The sequence below is a fragment of the Rhodopirellula sp. J20-39 genome (assembly GCF_057365095.1).
Genome location: NZ_CP195123.1, coordinates 3620725 through 3640925, shown reverse-complemented (window position 1 = coordinate 3640925; position 20201 = coordinate 3620725). Strand labels below are relative to the sequence as shown.

Below are 20201 nucleotides of genomic sequence, written 5' to 3'. Positions count from 1 at the left end.
ACGGTGGCCACCTAAAAGGTGGTCACCGTTTTTTTATGACGTGCGTGCCACTTCCCGCTGCGTTACCAGCAACGAGATAGTGGGCAACTAGTTTGTAGGCAACTACGTAGTGGGCAATTCGACGAGTTGCTTGTCCTTCGCCATTTGACGAATGTCTTCGGTGATCTTCATCGAGCAGTACTTCGGTCCGCACATGCTGCAGAAGTGGGCGCTCTTGAAGGTATCTTGGGGAAGCGTTTCGTCGTGATAACGCTGGGCCGTTTCCGGATCCAACGACAAACGAAACTGCTCTTTCCAATCGAATGCGAAACGAGCACGCGACAAGGCGTCGTCGCGTTCTTGAGCACCCTTACGTTTGCGAGCGACGTCCGCAGTGTGAGCAGCAATCTTGTACGCGATCACGCCTTGCTTGACGTCTTCTTCGTTCGGTAGCCCCAAGTGTTCCTTCGGGGTCACGTAGCAAAGCATGGCGGCACCGTGCATGCCAGCGTTGGCTGCACCGATGCAACTGGTGATGTGGTCATATCCCGGCGCGATGTCGGTGACCAAGGGGCCGAGCACGTAGAACGGTGCACCGTGGCACACTTCGATTTGACGCTCGATGTTCATTTGAATTTGATCAAGCGGAATGTGGCCGGGGCCTTCCACCATGACCTGAGTTCCCTTTTCCCAACCACGCTTGGTGCATTCACCGAGCACGTCGAGCTCGGCAAATTGCGCGTCGTCGGATGCGTCAGCGATCGATCCAGGACGCAAACCGTCGCCAAGCGACCAAGTCACGTCGTATTCACGCATGATGTCGCACAAGTCATCGAACGCTTCAAGCAATGGGTTTTGCTTGTTGTGAGCCATCATCCATTTGGCGATCAGCGAACCACCGCGGCTGACGATACCGGTCACGCGGTTAACGGTCAGGTGCAGGTGCTCGAGTTTGACGCCACAGTGGATCGTCATGTAATCGACGCCTTGCTTGGCTTGGTGCTCGACCATGTCCAAGAAGTGCTGAGCGTTCATGTCCTCGATCGTGCCGCCGAGCTCTTCCAACATTTGGTAGATCGGCACGGTCCCGATTGGAACCGGGCTCTTGTCGATGATTTGACGGCGGATGTTGTCGATGTCTTTGCCAGTCGACAAATCCATCACGGTGTCGGCACCGAAGTGAACCGCGGTGTGCAACTTGTCGAGCTCTTCGCCGACGTTACTGGTCACGGCGCTATTGCCGATGTTGGCGTTGATCTTGCACTTCGCAGCGATCCCGATTGCCATCGGCTCCAACGCACCAGCAGCGTGGACTTTGTTAGCCGGAATCACCATCCGACCGGCAGCAACCTCGTCTCGAATCAGCTCAGGTGCGAGGTCTTCACGTTTGGCGACGAACTCCATTTCGGAGGTGATCTCGCCCGCACGGGCGGCCAGCAACTGTGTCATTATAGGGAACTCATATTCAGAGTAGGCAGATTCGGGAGCAAACAGGTCGCTCCCTTTATACGGCGACAGCGACGGATCGAGTAGTCCGCTCAATCCTCTTCCAGGGCAACAATCTTCTGGAGCCGACGAGCGTGACGCTCTTGCGGTGTGTAACGGGCATTCAGAAACGCAGTGATAATTTCGAATGCCAACTCGCTACCGATGATCCGGCCGCCAATACACAAGACATTCATATCGTCGTGCTCGACACCCTGGCGAGCGGAATAGGTGTCGTGGCAAATCGCTGCCCGAATCCCGGTGATTTTGTTGGCCGCGACGCTCACGCCGACTCCGCTGCCGCAAATCAATAGTCCCCGATCAGCCTGACCGGACTGAATTCGCTCAGCCACCTCAACGGCAAAATCGGGATAGTCACACGCCTCTTCGTTATCCGTACCGCAATCGATCAAATCGGTCACGACGCCTGAAAAACGCTCCACAACCATTTGTTTGAGAGGAAAACCCGCGTGATCGCCGCCAACGGCCAATCGCAAAGGAGAAATGGAATCGCCGTCAGACATAAAACGCGTGGGGGGTGGAGGAATCGGTAAGAAATGTTGGCCTGGCCAGCAACCGACGCCAAAATGACACCGAGCCGAACCAGCACGGCCCGATAGTCTAGGCACTGACGAAAGAATCGGAAATGGTCGACCCAAAATCCAATTCCGAAGCGGCACGAAGCCTGCCGTTTTCAGATTCAGAGCAAAAATCAGCCGAGCGGACGCGGCAGCGCTATCGAAGCAACAATCCCGCAACGGCGCCAGTCATGCAACACGCCAACAGCCCACCGAACATCGCTCGCATCCCCAATTGAGCCAATTCCGCTTTTCGTCGCGGAGCCAATCCGCCCACACCGCCGACCTGGATCCCGATCGCCGCAAAATTGCTGAAACCCGCCAACGCGTACGTCAGCACATTGGCGGTCCGATCGCTCAACGGAGGCGACGGCGACTTCATCAGCTCGCCAAGTTGTTGGAAGGCCACAAATTCATTGGCGACTGTTTTCATGCCAATCAAACGTCCCGCCACCATGCACTCGTCCGGTGGAATGCCCAACAACCACGCCAACGGCCAGCCGACGTAACCCAACAACAGCCCCAACGTCATCGCTGGCTCGCCCCCATCACTGATCCAGCCCACCGTTTGGCAAAACGCACCTAACAGCGTATCGATCAGGGCAATCAATGCGAGAAAGGCGATCAACATGGCCGCGACGTTCAGCGCTAGCTTCATTCCCTCACTGGCCCCTTCCACGGCCGCGCCGATCACGTTGGCCGGTTCGCCAGGAATGATGACTTCAGGGCTGACGACACCGGGAGTCTTGCCGTCGGGAGTGACGACACTGGGATGACTGGCGTCAGAAAGCTTCGATTCGCAAGCCGGCTGAACCGCGTCCGGGCGCGCAGCTTGCTCTTGCGTCGAATCCACTTCAGACGTTTCCGGCACCATCACTTTGGCAATCAACAGGGCCGCTGGGGCACTGATCACCGAAGCGGTTAACAAGTGACCGATGTCGATCCCCATTCCTGCGTAAGCGCCCAACAGTCCGCCGGTCACCGTCGCAAACCCGCCCGTCATCATCGCACACAATTCACTGCGGGTCATCGTGTTTAGGTAAGGGCGAACGACCAGCGGAGCCTCGGTGTGACCGACGAAAACGTTAGCCGCAGCCGCCAGCGTTTCAGGCCCACTGGTTCCTAACGTGAAACGCATCACCCACGCCATCGCCGCAACGAGCTTCTGCATCACGCCAAGGTAATACAGCACGCTCATCAGCGATGAAAAGAAAATCACCGTCGGCAGGACGCCGAAGGCAAACGTGGCAATCAAACCGTTGCCCAACGAATCGCCGCCTCGAAACAAAAATCCGCTACCGACGTCGACGTTCTTCATCACCGCGGTAAACCCGTCGCCGATCTTGGAAAACAACCAGTGCCCTGGCGTGGTTCGCATTACCAGAAACGCCAGAACGAACTGCAGTCCCAATCCGCCGACCACGATTCGCCAAGGGAAACGCCGGCGATCGGTGCTAACCAGCCAAGCCAAACCGATAAAAACCGCCAGGCCCAGAACGCAGGTGCCGTGAGATAGGAGTTCGCTCAAGGTTGGCTTCCTGGATTGAAAGACGTTATCGATGAAGGCAATGTGTCCACGAGACTGCGTGTCCATGAGGCCGATGCCGTGTTCGTCTGCCGAAGGAACGTCGGGACCAGCCTGGAACCATGGTAACGTTCAATGGATGCCGCGTTGGTCGCGTCGCCAAACGCAGCACTTGCAAATTTCGCCCCCAATACCCAGCTCTCCCCACAAAAACTTGCTCTCCCCCATAACGAGTAGGGTGCGTGCTAGCACGCACCCTACAATAGATTTCAAAGTGAAACTTATTTGCGGATTGCCGAGAGTACTTTATGACTTTGGGCCCATTAAGACTCTTTTACTCGCTCATCCCCACACTCATCCTGAGCACTCATGCGGCTGATTAATTCGACGGCAGCGTCCTGCCCGGTTTTCCAAACGCCTGTCACTGCCCAATGCCGTGTTGACTGGCCACTACGGTTTGTCGTTAAACGAAACGCTTGATTTGTGAGACGATACGGAAGGTTTCGTTTCACCCTCGACGTCGCACTGAAAGGCATTCAAGCTTTTGGACTTCCAGCTTCCTGTACGATTATCCCATCGCTGTGATTGGCGAAAACGGCCTGACCAGACGGACCATCCGCCCGGTGAGTTCGTTTTGTACTGGATGCACAACGCCGTCCGTGGGCATGAGAACCCGGCACTCGATGTCGCCGTTCAGCTTGCCGTTCAAAACGGGTTGCCGTTGTTGGTCTATCACGGACTTGCGGAAAATTACCCATACGCGTCCGACCGTCATCACGTCTTCATCCTGCAGGCCGCACGCGACGTCCAACGTGAACTTAAGTTGGCCGGCATTCCCTATGCGTTTCACCTCGAACGCGTAGGCCATCGCGGCCCCCATCTTCGCGACCTCGCTCGCCGCGCCGCCGTTTTGGTCACCGAGACGATGCCAGTTGTGCCGTTAGCTTGTTGGACCGAGCGGTTAACAAGCGTGGTCACGACACCGCTGGTGACAGTCGACGCGTCATGCATCGTGCCGTTGTCACAAGCGACAGCATTGATGGAACAGTCGGGCGATTCCAATAAGAATGACGCAACCAACATTGATGACGCTGCTGACGACATTTTTGACGATCCTGACCTCGTCCATCATCCTGACCTTAACTCTGACACAGACGTCAGTGCACTCAATGGCACCGATAGCCCCGCGCCCGACTGGTTAACCCAATTTCAACTTTACAAAGAGCGAACGGGCGAGACCTACCTGTCCATCGCGTCTCGTCACTACGACCAATCGGTACCATCGACACCAGGCTCCGCCGACCCATCCAATCGGTGTGCCGACGCCGGCGAGTTGGTTCCACTGGATCTGGATGAAGCGTTCTTGGGTTTCGAACCACTTGATCTACAAAACGCGAATCTTGCCGAACTGGTTCGCTACTGCAAAATTGACCACACGATCGGTCCCGTCGCCGATTCTCCTGGCGGAACCCGTGCCGGATATCAGCGTTGGGAACATTACCGAAATCACGGCCTTACCGAATATGGCTTGCGTAGTAGTGATGCGGCGGACGCATTTGGCGGCAGTCGACTGAGTGCTTACCTGCACTTCGGCATGGTGAGCCCCTTTCGAATTGCACGAGACGCAATCGAAATGCGGAACGCGATCGACTCGCATGAAACACCCCAAACGTCGTCAACCAAAGCGACACAATCGATCGACAAGTTCCTGGACGAATTGTTGTTTCGCCGCGAGCTTGCTTTTCACTTTTGCCAACATCGCGTCCATGATCTCGACTCGTTGGCAGCACTGCCTAAATGGGCACAGAAGTCGCTAGCCGACCATGCGGCTGACCGCCGCGAGCAAGCTCTGGACCTAGAATCGTTGGCTCGTGGACGAACCAGCAACCCGCTTTGGAACGCGGCCCAACGAAGTTTGCTCAAGCATGGCGAACTTCATAACGATCTTCGCGTGACCTGGGGCAAGTGGTGTCTGCCGCTGACCGCATGCCCAAAACAAGCACTCAACTACTGCATCGATCTGAACCACCGATACGCGTTGGACGGACGAAGCCCCACTAGCTACGGCGGGATTTTGGGTTGCTTCGGTCAATTCGACACGCCCAACTCCGACGAAAACGCGATCTTTGGCCGGGTGCGTCCCGGTGCCATTGAATCACACTCACGCCGGTTGGATCTTTCCAAGTTTCAACAACGGTGTGACCGACCGATCGCCGCCAAGCTGCCACGGGTTGCGATCATCGGTGCGGGTTTAGCGGGATTGGCCGCCGCTCGCACTCTTGCCGACCACGGATTGGAAGTTCGTGTGTTCGAAAAGGCAATAGAAGTCGGTGGCCGATTAGCAACCCATCACGCGAATGCCCCGCAAGGCACCGACGACGCGGCCTACTTCGACCAGGGGGCGCAGTACTTCACAACCCGCGATGCTCGCTTCGGTCGACACGTTCGGGCCTGGATCGATGCTGGAGTCGTGGCCCCGTGGCTGGCTCCCGTCGTTGAGCTTCGCGATGGTGTGATCGTGAAAGAGAAATTGGGCCAACCGCGGTATGTAGGCACGCCTGACATGAACACGTTGCCACGCCACCTAGCTTCGGATCTTGACGTCACTACCGAATGTCGAGTGCAGTCGATTGTGCGCACCGATGGTGAGCATCCGCAAGATCCCGCAACCTATCAGCTCGCGACCGAACAAGGTCCCATCGACGGCGTCTTCGATGCCGTCATCGTTAACTGCCCACCCAAACTTGCCTATCCAATCCTGGCGAGCCATTCGCCGATTGCGGACGCGATTGAGAAGGTGGAAATGCGGCCGTGCTGGACCTTAATGTTGCGTTGCGAAGGCATCGCGGATTTGCCGTACGCCGGTGCTTTCATCAACCAAGGCCCACTCGCCTGGGTTGCCCGCAACGATGCCAAGCCAGGCCGAAACTTGCCCGCACGTGAATGTTCGAGCGACCCAAACTCGCTTTCCAGTTGGGTCCTGCACGCAACACCGGACTGGTCTACCGAACAAATCGAAGCAGACCCCGATGCCGTTCGCGACGCGCTCGTTGAAGCGTTCACCGGTGCGATCGGCCGGCCGATCGGACGCATCGTCCACGGGGTGGCCCATCGTTGGCGGTACGCCAGCCCAGTGAACCCCGTCGATCAAAGTTGTTTGTGGGACTCGACCACCTTATTGGGCGCCTGTGGCGATTGGTGCGGCGACCTGCGTGGTGGACCGCGAATCGAAGCGGCCTACTTAAGCGGTGCGGCGGTGGCTGGTGCCTTGCTGCGTCATGTGTCCATCGACCGGGCCGCTGTTCCCGTCAAAGTCGCAACGCACTAACTCTGACGCAGCCGCTGCAGCATCACGTCGGGCAGTCCAATGTCGATGATCTCGACATTCCCCAACCACTCGTGAGCGTGGTCGTATCGCATGGCTTGTTTGGCGGTCACGAAAGTCAGCGTCAAATCCGCTCGAAAGGTCGGTTCGCCCGGCTCACCCGTGTCGCCATTCAATCCAGACGGTAGGTCAATCGCGATTCGCCGCAGTTGTCCAGGTTGCACGGCCGCGGAGATCGGCGATTGACGAGCCCGCTTTTCAGCCACTGTATCGTCCGGTTCGTTTGCCGCCCGAATCGCGGACGCGTGGGGTTCTCGCGGATCGCCGCTTGCACCGGTCCCCAACAGGCAATCAACAATCGGTCCTGGGTGAGCTTTCACGACCGCCGTAATCTGCTCCGGATCGGTCATCGATTGAATCGACACTCCCGTTTGGATCGCTCGGTCATAACTGATTTTCGCGTCGCCTCGCAGTCGCTCGGGCGAGGCCAGCAAAAGCATCTTCACGTCAAATTCGGCTTCGAACAGGTGGCGAGCAATGACAAATCCATCGCCGCCGTTGTTCCCGCTTCCGGCCAGAATCAGCGTGCTCGGCTTGGTCGGCGAAATCTCATTTCCGACAAGCGATCCGAATTGGCCGAACGACTCCAGCAGCCGATCGGCGCAAGCTTTCCCGGCGTTTTCCATCAATTCGATTCCCGCGATCCCGTGATTTTCGATCGCCTCGACGTCCACCTGACGCGACTGCTCGACCGACAAATACGGCCATCCTGAGCGCTGAGCTTCGGCTAAAGTGACGGTCACAGACACCTCTCTCTTTTTAATGCAAATCATTCGCAATAAGGCTTGCCGAGTGATTTATGACTACCTACATTGTGTTAAATCAGTATTGGCGAGGCACTCTGACGATCAGAGCGACCTTGCTGGCGGAGTCCCCGCATTGCACGCCAATGCCGATCCCGTTGTAACGAGTTCCTGTGGACGGATCGACCATTTCCATGTCAACCAGCCAGCCTACCGATGACAGCGCGAAACCCGTTGCACCATCCGCTGGCAATCCCGAGCCTAGCCCATCGACCGTACCAGCCGCCAATGACGGCCTGCCTACGGAAAGCGTGCCCGCTGACTCGGCCTTGCAATCGGTGAATGTCGGTCCTAATTCTTCGCAATCGTTCAAAATGGTCCGCTTCGAAACGCTAGCACGATGTGGCGACGAGATCTGGATCGAGAATGAAGGCCAAATCTACCGACTCCGGCGTACTCGCCAGGGAAAGCTAATTCTGACCAAATGAAGTACCAAGAAACCATTTTGTCTGTCGTCCCCGGTGACACCGATCAAGCAAGATTGGTGGTCGTCATGCGATCGATGTCCGGTGCAGCAAACGCTCCCGGGCCAGCACTTCATTTGCACGATCCGAACAGCTCTGAAACATCCAGCGCGACACCCGCGGCGGGTAGCTCCAGCTCGCTGGTCAGCGATGGATTGTTCTGCGAAAAGCTGGCGGCCGTTCAGGAACGTCCCATTGTCTTACGGCAAGAAACATTCAGCCCCGCTGTGGGTTGGTTCACGCAAAGTGAACTGGAAATGTCGGAACAACAGTGGTCGATGATGCGGTGCACCGTGGTGCCAACCTCAACCCAACGTGCACCTCGCCAACCAACACGCGCCCGACGTGCAGCGGTCATCCCCAGCGACGAATCCATCGCGATGGTGATCCCGTTCACCCCGGATCAAGCCGCCTCGGCATAATCGCTGGACTCCAGGCTCCAGCCTGTCACACACAGCTCCCCCGCATCACCCCATTCCCAAGTCCAACGCCTGAACAGCCTGAAGGCTGGACACCAACGGGGGTTTTCAACCAAACGCTCAATTTCCAGATTGCTGCGGTCTGGTACAATCGATTGCCACTTCTTCTCATCAAGGCAATCGGTCATGCAACGCTTCTCCCAGCCAAGCTCTGTTCTTCTCGCGAGTCCAGCCCCACGCCTGGCCGCAGTCTTCGCTTGTGCCGTCATCACGCTGCTCGCATCGTCCAGCGTTAGTGCCCAACTAATCCAGAGCCAAGTCCCGGCTCAAAACTTGGGCAACTCGTTTTACGAGGGCTATTCATTGGGCTGGGGAGTCCAGGGTCCTGGGTTCTTTGCCAACTTCAATGGCAACCAAGCCCCGCCGCCGTTTGGCGGGTTCGATCCGAATGCTGGCGCCACAACCGGGATTGGTTTCCAGAAAGGCGGTTGGTCTGGCAACCTGGGCCTCTCGCTGAACCAAGGCAGCAGCCGATCGAACACATCCACAACGGCATCGTTGACCACGACGGATGGTCTGCCCGGCAACATCACGAATCAAACCGTCCGGCCTTATGTGACCGGCATTGTTCCTATCGTTGGTGGCCGGCCGGCGGGTTTCATCCAGGCGATTCCGCCGGTAACCTCATCCGGCCAACAAGACCTGGCCTATCAACAAAACCAACGCCACGCCGATATCCAACAGCGGCTAGCGAAGCAACACGACGCCCGTCAACAAAAAGCCTACACATCCTTGCAACGCGGCATCGATGCGGAAGAAAAAGGAAATCTACGAATGGCCCGCGCCAACTATCGAAACGCTTTGCAAGCCGCCGAAGGTGAGCTTCGGGTCGAAGTGGTACGCCGCATGCAAGCCCATGGCTGGATGGGCAGCGGGCGATAGAGATGACGCGTCGATATTTTGTTCCCGATCTAGCCAAGCACGCTGGCATCGCTGAACTTCCCGACGAGGAAGCATCACACGCGGCCCGGGTCATGCGCGTCAGCGTGGGCGACACGATCGAATTGTTCGACGGTCGCGGTAATCAAGCGGAAGCCGAAATCGCGAGCGTTTCCAAACGATCGTGCACCTGCCGTGTTGAGCAGATCGTTTCAGTCGATCGGGAACCGTCGATCCGGCTGACTCTCGCCACCGCGATTCCGAAACCAGACCGTGCTAAGGAGATGATTGAACGGCTAACGGAGTTAGGCGTCGACCAAATCCAGCCATTGACTTTCGAAAGAACCCAACGCGGGCCCAGCGAAAATCTGATCGGCAAGCTAGAGCGAATCGTCATCGAAGCATGTAAACAGTCTGGCCGCAATCATTTGATGCGAATCCTGCCATCGATGACGTTTGCCGACTGGCTAAGGAAGTTTCAAACGGCCAGTCCACTGCCGCCCGCGTTTGTCGCGATGCCTGGCGGCCAAGCTACGCTGGATCCGCAAACGCTGCTCGGGATTGATAGCACCGTCCCCTCATCGCCAGAACAAACCGTGCGAACGGACGAAACCGCCCCGTCGTCACAACCGACCTCTTCGGCGCAGTCATTGGTTGACGCGAAACCGGAATGCTATGCGGTCATCGGCCCCGAAGGCGGGCTAACCGACCAAGAACTGCAAAGCTGTCTTGACGTTCCGATTGCGGCGGTCGACCTAGGAAAACGCATTCTCCGGATTGAAACGGCGGCTTCTCTGATCGCATCGCGAATATTAATCGACTGACTCAAAACGCAAGCTACGTTTGCTTAGGCCAAGAATCCATAGTGGACTTTTGACCCTCAGGTCGGGCACCCACCCGCCTCAAACACACGCGAACCCGCTTGAGTCCGATGACTGCATTGATGACCGACACCCACAGTTTCGAAACATCCGCGTTAGGCGGACTGTTGACGGACGACACGTTTTGGCCTGCCGAACCAGCCACACTGAACGAACTTGGGCTGTCGATCAGCTTCGTCGAAGCATTGCTATTGAAGACGGTTCACTTGGCCGGCACGATCAGCGGCCGAAACGTTGCTACACGATTGGGTTTGCCTTTCCGAATCGTCGAGCCCATTGTCGACGCACTGCGCACTCGCAAGTTTGTCGCTCACGTTCGCCCGGCCGCTTTCAACGATTATTACTATTCGTTGACTGAGCACGGCCAAAAACGGGTTCAACAACATCTGGCCCAGTGCAGCTATGTCGGCCCCGCTCCCGTGCCATTGGCCGACTACACACTAAGCGTCGAAGCGCAAGCCGCCGGCGTCGACCCGATTGACCGCGATCAATTGCGTGCGTCGCTATCACAAATTTCTTATCAAGACGAATTGCTGGACCAACTCGGACCAGCCATCAACAGCAACACGGGTCTGTTCCTGTTTGGCCCTCCCGGTAACGGCAAAACCACCATCGCTCGCAGTCTAACCCGTTGCCTAGGCCAAGAAATCTGGATCCCACACGCGATTCTGGATGATGGCAACCTAATCAAACTGAAAGACGACGCCTTCCACAAAGAAGCTCCAGTTCCCGAAGGCGACGGACAACTACTCAATTCCCAAGAGTGGGACAAACGATGGGTGCGAATCCAACGGCCAAGCGTGGTCGTCGGTGGTGAATTGGTGATGGATAACCTGGAAGTGCGCCATGACCCACGATCCAACATGTGTGAAGCACCGCTGCAAATGAAAAGCAATTGCGGCTGCCTGTTGATCGATGACTTTGGACGTCAACGGATCGCTCCCGAAGAACTGCTCAACCGTTGGATCGTGCCCCTAGAAAGTCGCTGCGACTACCTGACGCTGCCAACGGGAAAGAAGATTCAAATTCCGTTCGAACAACTCATCATGTTCTCGACCAACTTGAATCCGGATGATCTCGTGGATGAAGCGTTCTTGCGCCGAGTGCCTTACAAGATCTTCGTCGACGACCCGACAGCCAACGAATTCCGCACGTTGATGAAGGTGGTTGCCAACCAAATGGGCTTCCCTGAAACACCGGAAGCGGCCGAACATCTGCTGAACTATTACCAAACCAAGAAACGACCCGTTCGCCGGTGCCACCCGCGAGACCTTTTGACTCAGGTAGCCAGTTTTTGTCGCTACCGAAAAATCCCGCTCGCGTTGCGTCCGGAATACCTCGATCAAGCGTGCCGAAATTACTTCAGCGCTTTATAGAACCGACTCAAATAGAACCGACTCGGTACTCGTTCAAGGTTGCTGACATGATCCTTTTGACGACTCGCCAAACACAGCAATCACCTTTGTCACTTTCGTCGCCGCATTCACCGACGCCTTCACTGCTTACCCTTTCTTTCCTATGAACGTTCAAGCCTCTCGAACTATCGCGCCCGGCTACGAGCCGATCGCCGGCTACACGCTTGAGCAAAAAATCGGCGAGGGCGGCTTTGGTGAAGTTTGGCGTTGCAACGCACCCGGTGGACTGAAGAAGGCAGTCAAGTTTGTCTTCGGCGCCACCCACGCCAACCGTGGTTCGCGTGAACTGAAATCACTGGAACGAATCAAGGGCGTCCATCACCCGTTTCTACTAACGTTGGAGCGGTTCGGCGTCGTCGACGACCAACTGGTCATCGTTACCGAACTGGCCGACGGTTCGCTCGAAGACGTACTGAAACGCCATATCGATCGAGGATCCTGCGGGATTCCCCGAGCCGCGTTGTTATCGTATCTGCACGACGCCGCCGACGCGTTGGACTACCTACACTCCAGCTATCAGCTACAACACCTCGACGTCAAACCAGGCAACTTGTTGATGGTCGGTGGCCACGTCAAGGTTGGCGACTTCGGCCTACTGAAAGACCTGCGAGAAAACGACCACTCGATCGTTGGCGGCCTGACCCCGATCTACGCACCTCCGGAAGTTTTCGACGGCAAGCCCAACATCAACAGCGACCAATATTCGTTGGCCGTGATGTACCAAGAGTTGCTCACGGGAACACGTCCATTTTCTGGACGCACGATCGCGCAGCTCGCCACCCAGCACCTGCACGCGGCTCCCAACCTCGAACCTTTACCGCCAGCCGATCGCGTCGCGGTCGCCCGTGCGTTGGAAAAGGATCCCAAACGTCGCTTTGACAACTGCAAAGAATTCGTCGACGCACTACGCGCACCACGACAGCGTGATGAAGCGGTCATCCAGCGAGTCGCAACGCCCAGTGCTGCTGCTAGTGGCAAAGTCGAAGACCTGCCTAGCATTTCGACCGACTGCCGGATTGTACAAAGCCGTGTTACCGGACACGCATTGGTCGTGGCGGTCGGCGGAGTCGGCGGTGAATGCCTGCACGAACTGCGCGGCCGCGTTGCCACGCTGCACTCGGCGTGCCCGCTCGATTTGCATTCGGTGTTGATCGACACCGACATGCGAAACATCCATGCGGCTCGGCTGACCGAAGCGTCCGATCGGATTCCCCCGGCCACCATTCTGCACACGCCTCTGCGCAGTGCTCACGAATACCGCAGCGGCGACAATCAACATCTCAAGACCGTATCCCGGCGTTGGATTTATAACGTTCCGCGTAGCGGTGCCACCGAAGGCATGCGTCCGCTCGGTCGACTAGCGATGGTGGATCACGCCAAGAAGATCGATACCGGACTGCGTGACGCAATCGCCCACCTCGCGGCCGTATGTGGCGAGCGTGTCCCATCGATCTATGTCATCGGTTCGCTGTCGGGCGGCACGGCCAGCGGCATGCTGCTTGACATCACGCCACGCCTTCGCACGCTTCTCGACGAAGCGGGGCTGGAACACGCCCAGATCTTGCCGTTATTCGCCTCGGTATGCATGCAGGGAAACCCACACCAAGGCGTGACGCTGCACGATACGCACTCCGCGATCTCCGAACTGCGTCACTACCTATCGCCAGGCAACAGCTATCCCGGCGACGTTGGCATTGATTGGCCAAGCGTCCCCGCGGTTCGCAACCCACTTCGAAACGCATACGTCATTTTGGAAGGCGACTACTCGGCACCGAATACGTCAACCGCCGCCGAAACGATAGTCGATTACTTATGGGCCGATGCCACTGGCGCTGGCGAATTGCTTGCCAAGGCTCGCCAATCTGAAAGACAAGAAGCCACGTCAATTGCCAAACCATTGATCCGCAGTGTCGGAGTCGCTCGGCTGAAGTGTCTGCGTGCACTCGAAGAAAACCTGCTAGCCCCCGCGGCCGCTCGGCACCTGTTGTTGCGTTGGCTTGGTCGTCCCGCCGAATCTCGAGAAATCGCGGGGCCACTTTCCGAACGATTGCGTCGGCGTTGCGACCTCGACATCCAAAGTGCCATCGACTTGGTCCTTAACAAGCTTGGCGAAACCGAAGCGGATCGTGCGGGCCAGATATCACGCCTCTTATCCCCTCTCAATGAAGAGTCGCTTGCCAGCGTTGACGCCATCGAAGGACAAATCCTTTCCAGCCTCGACGACAGTGACATCAACTCGCTACTGAACCGACGATCCGCTGAGCAAATCCTTTCGCTGCGCCGCGAATTGACCGTTCGTTTGCAAGACGGACGCATCGACATCACATCCGCCGTCCAAGCCGTCCAGCGTCTAGCTCAAGACGTGGCGGAACGAACCGCAGCGATCGAGGCCGAACAGGCCGCAAGCTCAGACGACGCCGCATCCATCGTCAGCGACAATTTGGTCGGTCGATTGCAGGCCGCCGAGGAACTTGCAATGACACGCCTAACCGCGATCGCGTCCCAAATTGCCTGCCAAACCTACACCAAAATCAAGAAGCAACTCGACGAACTGCACACCCAGCTAACCGAAACCGCAATTGGAATCGCTCGCGCCATCCGCAGCGTGCCCGGCGACAATCGTGACACCGAAAACCCTTGGCAGGAAATGCCTCAGGAGATTCAGCTGCGGCTACAAACCGTGCTCGATCACCTCCATAACCAAACCGCAGCCAAATGGCTGGTCGCGCCGCTGCGAAATCCTGAAGCCTTGTGGGACGTCAACAGCATGGCGACCGACTTGGTAGCGAAATGCTTGCCGATCGTTGAAGATATCATCGACCAGCACCGCGAATCCGAACAGGTCGCCTCGATAACAACATCAACCGACACAGCCAACTCAACGTCAAACGATGAACGGGCCCCCGCGACCGTCGTCACGCCGACGGCCTGCTATCGCACCAACCCAACCTCGCCTGAAAAGACCAGTCCGATCGCCGGCCAAGGTCAATCCCAGCCAGGCATTCAGATGACGCAAACCATCACAACCTCAGGCATTCCTCATCAGCGATGGACTGAACAAACAACGATTGAATCGGCACTATCCGTCGCTGCACCAGGTCTGTTGAAGTGCGGCGGTCGCCAACGCTTGCTCTTGCTTGTCGGTAACGAAGCGGAACGTGAGCGACTTGAGCCCAAGGTGACTGGCGCCCACGGCGGGTCGGTGACCACCGTCGTGATCCCTGGCATTACGCCGATCCTGATTCACGAAGGCCAACAGATCCCGGTCGACGACGTGTTAAACCGCTTCGCAGTCCTTGCTGGTGGCGATACCCAGGTCAGCAAGCGTTTGCACGCAAGAACCGACGTCGCCTGGAACGAGCAGCGAACTTAGCCGACAAGTAAACCTAGCCGACAAGCAACCCTAAACGAAAAGCAACGGGCCAGCCAAAAAGGCACCGACAAACGAAAAAAGCCGCCTTTCGCACTTAGCGAAGAGGCGGCTTTTGTTTTGCTGGCAAGCGATCAACAGTCAGGCGGAAGTTTCAGGCCGGCTGACAATGGACACGACCGACGACTCAATCGGTCAGTCCGAACAGCCTAAACCCTGTGGCTAGCGGCTCAGTGACAAGCGTCTCTGTAGCTAAGCTTTGCAGCTCAGCCCGGAAGCCATCACTACCACATGTACTCGACACCGAGAGTGAAACCTTGCAGGACAGCCGAACCCTTGTCGGACGTCGAAGGATTGAACACGGTCAGGTCGTTGTCATCAACTCCGCTGATCAGTTCGTCACGGGAAAGCGTGGTTCCGACAATATCGTCGATCGCGATCAAGTGGTAAGCCGTACGGAAGGACCACTCGTGTGAGAAGCGGTAAACCAATGCGGTTTCCAGTTCGCCCATCACGGTCCCTTCACGATCGCCTTGGCTGGCACTCGATGCACCCGTGGCACCGCCAATACCAGCGGAGTTGGCCGCTAGGTTGATGTTACGCTGCCAATCGTTTTGGACCCATGCACCCTTCATGCCGAAGCCGAAGTGAACACCCGGCGTGACGTTCCACCAGAAGTCATAACCAAGCTGTGCACCGAACAAGTCGTTCTTGGTACGCACGTCCGATTCGAATGATCGCAAGTCACCATCGCCATCAAGCGAGCCAACCGTTGCCCCACCGGCGTCGAGGTAAGAACCAATCGCGTTGTAGGCCAAATTGTTGTCGTAGCGAAGGTATCGCAAACCAACCAACCATGAACCTTGGAACTTGCAGTAAGGGCCAACCACGCGGCGACGATAGTTGATTTCACCACTGTGGAACTTCGAGGTAGCCGACAGCGATTGAATCAATGAACGGTCAGTGTCGTCGTAGCCATCGGCAGGGTTGGTACCGAATTCGGAGATATAGGAGAACAGGTCGCCGTCGCCGGTGATGCCATCTTCGTTACCCAAGACGGTCGCCGAGTCGCTCCATTCATGACCGCCCATGTAAACCGCTTCGACGTTACCGCCGACACCTGCAATCACGGCTGCCGAAAGACGCATACCCGAAGTCAAACCGTTGTCGACGGCGTCTTTAAGCGACAAGACTGGGTTGGCAGGTCCTGTTCCTTGAGTCGTGAAGACTTGGTTGCCTTGGCTGAATGACTGCGAAAGCATCATGTATTCGGCTGACAAGTCATACCAACGTTGTGAACACTTGCCGGCTTCCCCGTATGGCTTCAAGCAATCAGCAAACCCAGCCAATCCGCCACCGATGGTTCCAAGCAACAGCCCCAGATCGTTATCCAAGCACTTGCCGCTAACCATGTCACCGAACACACCACCGTGCCCGATGCAATCGTTTTGCAGAGTGCGTGAAGCACAGGACTGGCATCCTGCACCGCTGCACTGTCGACAATCGCGTCGACCAGCCAACGCAGGCAGCAGGCCTTTGAAGCCGCAGCCACCACTTTCGCACGAAGCGTCGCCGCATCCGCACGAGTCGCTGTAACCACCGTAACCATAGGCGTTGGCGGGATAACCCGAGTACATCGTGTCACAACCGCCGTTGTATCCAACCGGCATCACCCCATAAGGAGCTTGCATGGCGGCTTGATAGGCGGCCGGTCCCATCGGAGCCTGAAGTCCAGTGGGCACCACTTGGCCCATACCTGGAATCGGTCCTGATGGGAACGAAGCAGGAATTTTGGAGGCACCGGACATACCGGGCATTTGCATTTGAGCGGGCCCCATCATCGGGCCTTCCATGCCAGGTCGTCCCATCACGGGGCCGTTGGGTCCCATGCCAGGCATTCCCATCGCCATCATGCTGGCGGGGCTGCCCATCGCTGGTGGGCCCATTTGAGGTGGGGCCATCATGGGGCCGCTGACGACGGGTCGGCCAGCGTAGTTAATGCCCCCGGTCGCGGTGGCTCCTGCGGCGGTTGCCCACTCGCCAGGGTTCACACCCGGTGGGAACTGGAAACCGCTGGCGGCATAGTCGATATTGTCAGCCGCGGTGGGCGGTGCCGCTTGCACGCCCCCAGGTGACAATACGAGCGAACAGCACGCACTCCAGAGGACTAGCGGTGCCAAGGCAAACGCCGAGAGCGAATTGAGTTGTAAGTGAGTCTTCATCCCAGATTCCTGAATCAAAGCTTGCCTGTGAGACGGCACTGCTAATCGCAAAACGAGACATGCCGCCGAATGGACGGAATCCCTTCATGCGGAGTTATCGGCACAACCCGCCCTGAACCTTCGGCAAAATGCGAACAAACGGAACAACCCGAACCGATTGACCCCGCTTGCGTATCAGATAGCGGAGCATTCGCGTCAGTGAATCTCGCTTGCCTGGCCTCCCGCCCTTTCCTACTATCCCCAAAGCGTCGTTTCAGGGGTCGGGGTTTCCATCTGGCGTTTTTCGCTTGATTCTTGCTACAACAACAATTCTTGCTACGACCCACGCCAGTCTTTCACCTGGGTGCGCCTGCCCGGGTTACGATTGATGTCACAACTTCACTCTATGCAGAAAACTTCTATGTCGCATCGACTCGCCCGGGTGTCTTCGCACCGGTTGGTTCACCCCGTTCTCGTCGCAGGTGCGAGGGAACGCCAGACTGGCCCACGAATCACATCGGTCACGAAAACGGCTGTCTTGGCCGCTCTTTTCGCCACGCTCTCCAGCGGCATCCTGGTCGACTCGACGTCCGCCACAGCCCAAGAGCAAATCTTGCGAGAAGTGGTGCCCGCCGGCAATCCATCGGTCCGCCCGGCCGTTCGTCCAGCCGCCGTTCCGATGCCCAAACCGGCACCCCAAGACGGCGTGGTTTCGCGATTGATCGCCCGACTGATGCCCAGCGAGCATGTTTCGGGTAACGAACTGAGCGACGAAAACAGCCGTCGTGCCTTGGATTTGTATGTCGAAGCGTTCGATCCGTTGAAACTGTATTTCTTGCAGTCCGACGTGGATCAATTCCATCGCTACTCAACCGTGATCGACGATCATGTCCGAGCCGGCAACCTGGACCTGGCTTATTACATCTTTGAACAATTCACTCGCCGCGTTGACCAACGTGTCGAAACGATTCGCGAACTGCTCAGCTCCGACTTCGACTTCACGATCGACGAAGACGTCATCATCGACCGAGATGCAGCGAAATACGCGACCAACAACGACGAAGCTCGCGACCGCTGGCGTCGACAGCTCAAGCTTTCACTGCTTGACCTGAAAGACGCGGACGATCCCGTTGTCGGACAAGAAGCTCGTGACCAACTGATGCGTCGCTACGATCGCTACGCCAGCCGCTGGAAATCCACCAGCAGCGATGACATCCTGGAAATGTTCTTAACGTCGGTCACCAACAGCTACGACCCGCACTCCACCTACATGTCGCCAGCCACGCTGGAAGACTTCGCTATTTCGATGAGCCTGAACCTTGACGGGATCGGAGCCTCGCTTGGTGAGAAGGATGGCGTCACACAAGTCAAACAAATCATTCCTGGCGGAGCCGCGGACAACCACGGTAAGCTGAAGCCGGACGACACGATCGTTTCAGTAGGCCAAGGCGAATCCGGCGAGATGGTCGACATCGTTGAAATGCCGCTGAAAGACGTTGTGAAGCTGATTCGCGGCAAAGCCGGTACGACGGTTCGTCTAGGCGTCAAACCTGGCGGATCGGGCAACCTGGAAGTCTTGAAGATCGTCCGTGCCCGCGTGCAACTGGAAGATTCCGCAGCTCGCGGCAAGGTGATCGAACACACCCTGCCAGGCGGCGGCACGATGAAGATCGGCTACATCAATTTGCCTAGCTTCTACATGGACATGGAATCGGCCAAACGCAACGAAGCGGACTTCCGCAGCAGCACCCGCGACGTGGCTCGAATCCTAGAAGATTTTAAGACCCAAAGCGTCGGCGGCGTGGTCTTGGACCTCAGCCGTAATGGCGGTGGCAGCTTAACCGAGGCGATCAGCCTGACCGGCCTGTTCATCGATCAAGGACCCGTCGTTCAGGTGAAAGACGCCAACGGCAGCGTCCAAAAGTACGACGACGATCAACTGGGCACCGTCTGGGACGGACCGTTGGTTGTCCTAACCAGCAAGCTCAGCGCCAGTGCGAGTGAGATTCTTGCCGGTGCGATCAAGGATTACCGTCGAGGGATCGTTGTCGGCGACCCTCAAACGCACGGCAAAGGCACCGTTCAAACGCTGATGGACATCGGCAAATCGCTGTTCCGAATGAAGAAAGCGAACTACGGCGCGTTGAAGGTAACGCTGCAACAGTTCTATCTTCCCGATGGCGAAAGCACCCAACTCGAAGGCGTTGCCGCCGACATCGTGCTACCGAGCCTGACAGCGAAAATGCCGGTTGCCGAAGGCGATCTGAAGTACGCCCTGGAACACGATCGAGTGAACCCAGCACGTCACAATCTGTACCGCATGGTGCCGATGGACTTGGTCAACAACCTGCGTGTGAACTCGAGTTCACGTGTGGCTAACGACGAAGAGTTCCGTGATTTGATGCGTCGTATCGAGCTTTACGTCCAACAAAAGGATCAGGCCACGATCTCGATCAACGAAGAAAAGTTCATGAAGCGTCGCGCTGAACTGGACGCCCAAAAGGAAGACGAAAAGGAAGAGCTTGAGCAACAATTGGCTAGCAAGGAAGTCTTCCAAGACACCTACTACAACCAAGAAGTGCTCAACATCACCCACCAATACGTTGACGGATTGCGAGCCCAAAACCTCGCTCGTGCCAACTAGGGCGAGAACTTCTCTACGTTTTCACGCTGGTTTCAATACGCAATCCAGCTAAAACCGCAACGCCGGACCGAGCATCCCCCAGTGCTGGCCCGGCGTTTTTTGATGCGCTAACC

Annotated in this window: 13 protein-coding genes; 8 read left to right on the top strand and 5 right to left on the bottom strand. The window is 57.1% G+C overall.

The window, feature by feature from the left end; genetic code table 11:
• Positions 1-102: 102 nt before the first annotated feature.
• The 3 genes from thiC to ACR3ZL_RS13210 all read right to left on the bottom strand — a co-directional run bounded on the left by thiC (position 103) and on the right by ACR3ZL_RS13210 (position 3570).
• The gene (gene thiC / locus ACR3ZL_RS13220) at positions 103-1428 is read right to left on the bottom strand and encodes a phosphomethylpyrimidine synthase ThiC (RefSeq protein ID WP_473652668.1); all 1326 of its coding nucleotides are present in this window, start codon (positions 1426-1428) and stop codon (positions 103-105) included.
• A gap of 89 nt (positions 1429-1517) precedes the next feature.
• Positions 1518-1988, bottom strand: a complete 471-nt coding sequence (rpiB, locus tag ACR3ZL_RS13215) for a ribose 5-phosphate isomerase B (protein WP_473652669.1) — start codon at positions 1986-1988, stop codon at positions 1518-1520.
• A 211-nt stretch (positions 1989-2199) separates the two neighbouring features.
• Positions 2200-3570, bottom strand: coding sequence for a NupC/NupG family nucleoside CNT transporter (locus tag ACR3ZL_RS13210; RefSeq protein ID WP_486173538.1), 1371 nt, complete (start codon positions 3568-3570; stop codon positions 2200-2202).
• Positions 3571-4210: 640 nt separating this feature from the next.
• On the opposite strand from ACR3ZL_RS13210, the gene ACR3ZL_RS13205 reads away from it, so the two are divergent.
• Entirely contained in the window at positions 4211-6895 is a 2685-nt protein-coding gene (locus ACR3ZL_RS13205; protein ID WP_486173537.1) for an FAD-dependent oxidoreductase, read from the top strand.
• Here the strand turns inward: ACR3ZL_RS13205 and ACR3ZL_RS13200 are convergent.
• On the bottom strand, positions 6892-7695 hold the full coding sequence (locus tag ACR3ZL_RS13200) for an NAD(P)H-hydrate epimerase (RefSeq protein ID WP_473652673.1): 804 nt from the start codon (positions 7693-7695) through the stop codon (positions 6892-6894). The two genes, ACR3ZL_RS13205 and ACR3ZL_RS13200, sit on opposite strands and share 4 nt — an antisense overlap.
• Positions 7696-7889: 194 nt before the next feature.
• Between ACR3ZL_RS13200 and hemP the strand changes: the two genes are divergently transcribed.
• The 6 genes from hemP to ACR3ZL_RS13170 all read left to right on the top strand — a co-directional run bounded on the left by hemP (position 7890) and on the right by ACR3ZL_RS13170 (position 15246).
• Complete coding sequence (hemP, locus tag ACR3ZL_RS13195) at positions 7890-8183, top strand: hemin uptake protein HemP (RefSeq protein WP_473652674.1); 294 nt, start codon at positions 7890-7892, stop codon at positions 8181-8183.
• Positions 8180-8641 (top strand): hypothetical protein, encoded by a 462-nt coding sequence (locus ACR3ZL_RS13190; RefSeq protein WP_473652675.1) that lies wholly within the window; start codon positions 8180-8182, stop codon positions 8639-8641. The genes hemP and ACR3ZL_RS13190 overlap by 4 nt, the downstream gene beginning before the upstream one ends.
• 183 nt (positions 8642-8824) lie before the next feature.
• On the top strand, positions 8825-9580 hold the full coding sequence (locus ACR3ZL_RS13185; RefSeq protein ID WP_473652676.1) for a hypothetical protein: 756 nt from the start codon (positions 8825-8827) through the stop codon (positions 9578-9580).
• Positions 9581-9582: 2 nt separating this feature from the next.
• Positions 9583-10401: an RsmE family RNA methyltransferase gene (locus tag ACR3ZL_RS13180; RefSeq protein WP_473652677.1), complete on the top strand. Its 819-nt coding sequence runs from the start codon at positions 9583-9585 to the stop codon at positions 10399-10401.
• Between the two features lie 107 nt (positions 10402-10508).
• Positions 10509-11834: an ATP-binding protein gene (locus tag ACR3ZL_RS13175; RefSeq protein ID WP_473652679.1), complete on the top strand. Its 1326-nt coding sequence runs from the start codon at positions 10509-10511 to the stop codon at positions 11832-11834.
• Between the two features lie 142 nt (positions 11835-11976).
• Positions 11977-15246 carry a protein kinase domain-containing protein gene (locus ACR3ZL_RS13170; protein WP_486173536.1) on the top strand — a complete coding sequence of 1090 codons (3270 nt, stop codon included), beginning with the start codon at positions 11977-11979 and terminating at the stop codon, positions 15244-15246.
• A 281-nt stretch (positions 15247-15527) separates the two neighbouring features.
• Here the strand turns inward: ACR3ZL_RS13170 and ACR3ZL_RS13165 are convergent, their stop codons facing one another.
• Positions 15528-17465, bottom strand: a complete 1938-nt coding sequence (locus tag ACR3ZL_RS13165; RefSeq protein WP_486173535.1) for a BBP7 family outer membrane beta-barrel protein — start codon at positions 17463-17465, stop codon at positions 15528-15530.
• 400 nt (positions 17466-17865) lie between these two features.
• Between ACR3ZL_RS13165 and ACR3ZL_RS13160 the strand changes: the two genes are divergently transcribed.
• Positions 17866-20088, top strand: a complete 2223-nt coding sequence (locus tag ACR3ZL_RS13160) for a carboxy terminal-processing peptidase (RefSeq protein ID WP_486173534.1) — start codon at positions 17866-17868, stop codon at positions 20086-20088.
• Positions 20089-20201: the final 113 nt, after the last annotated feature.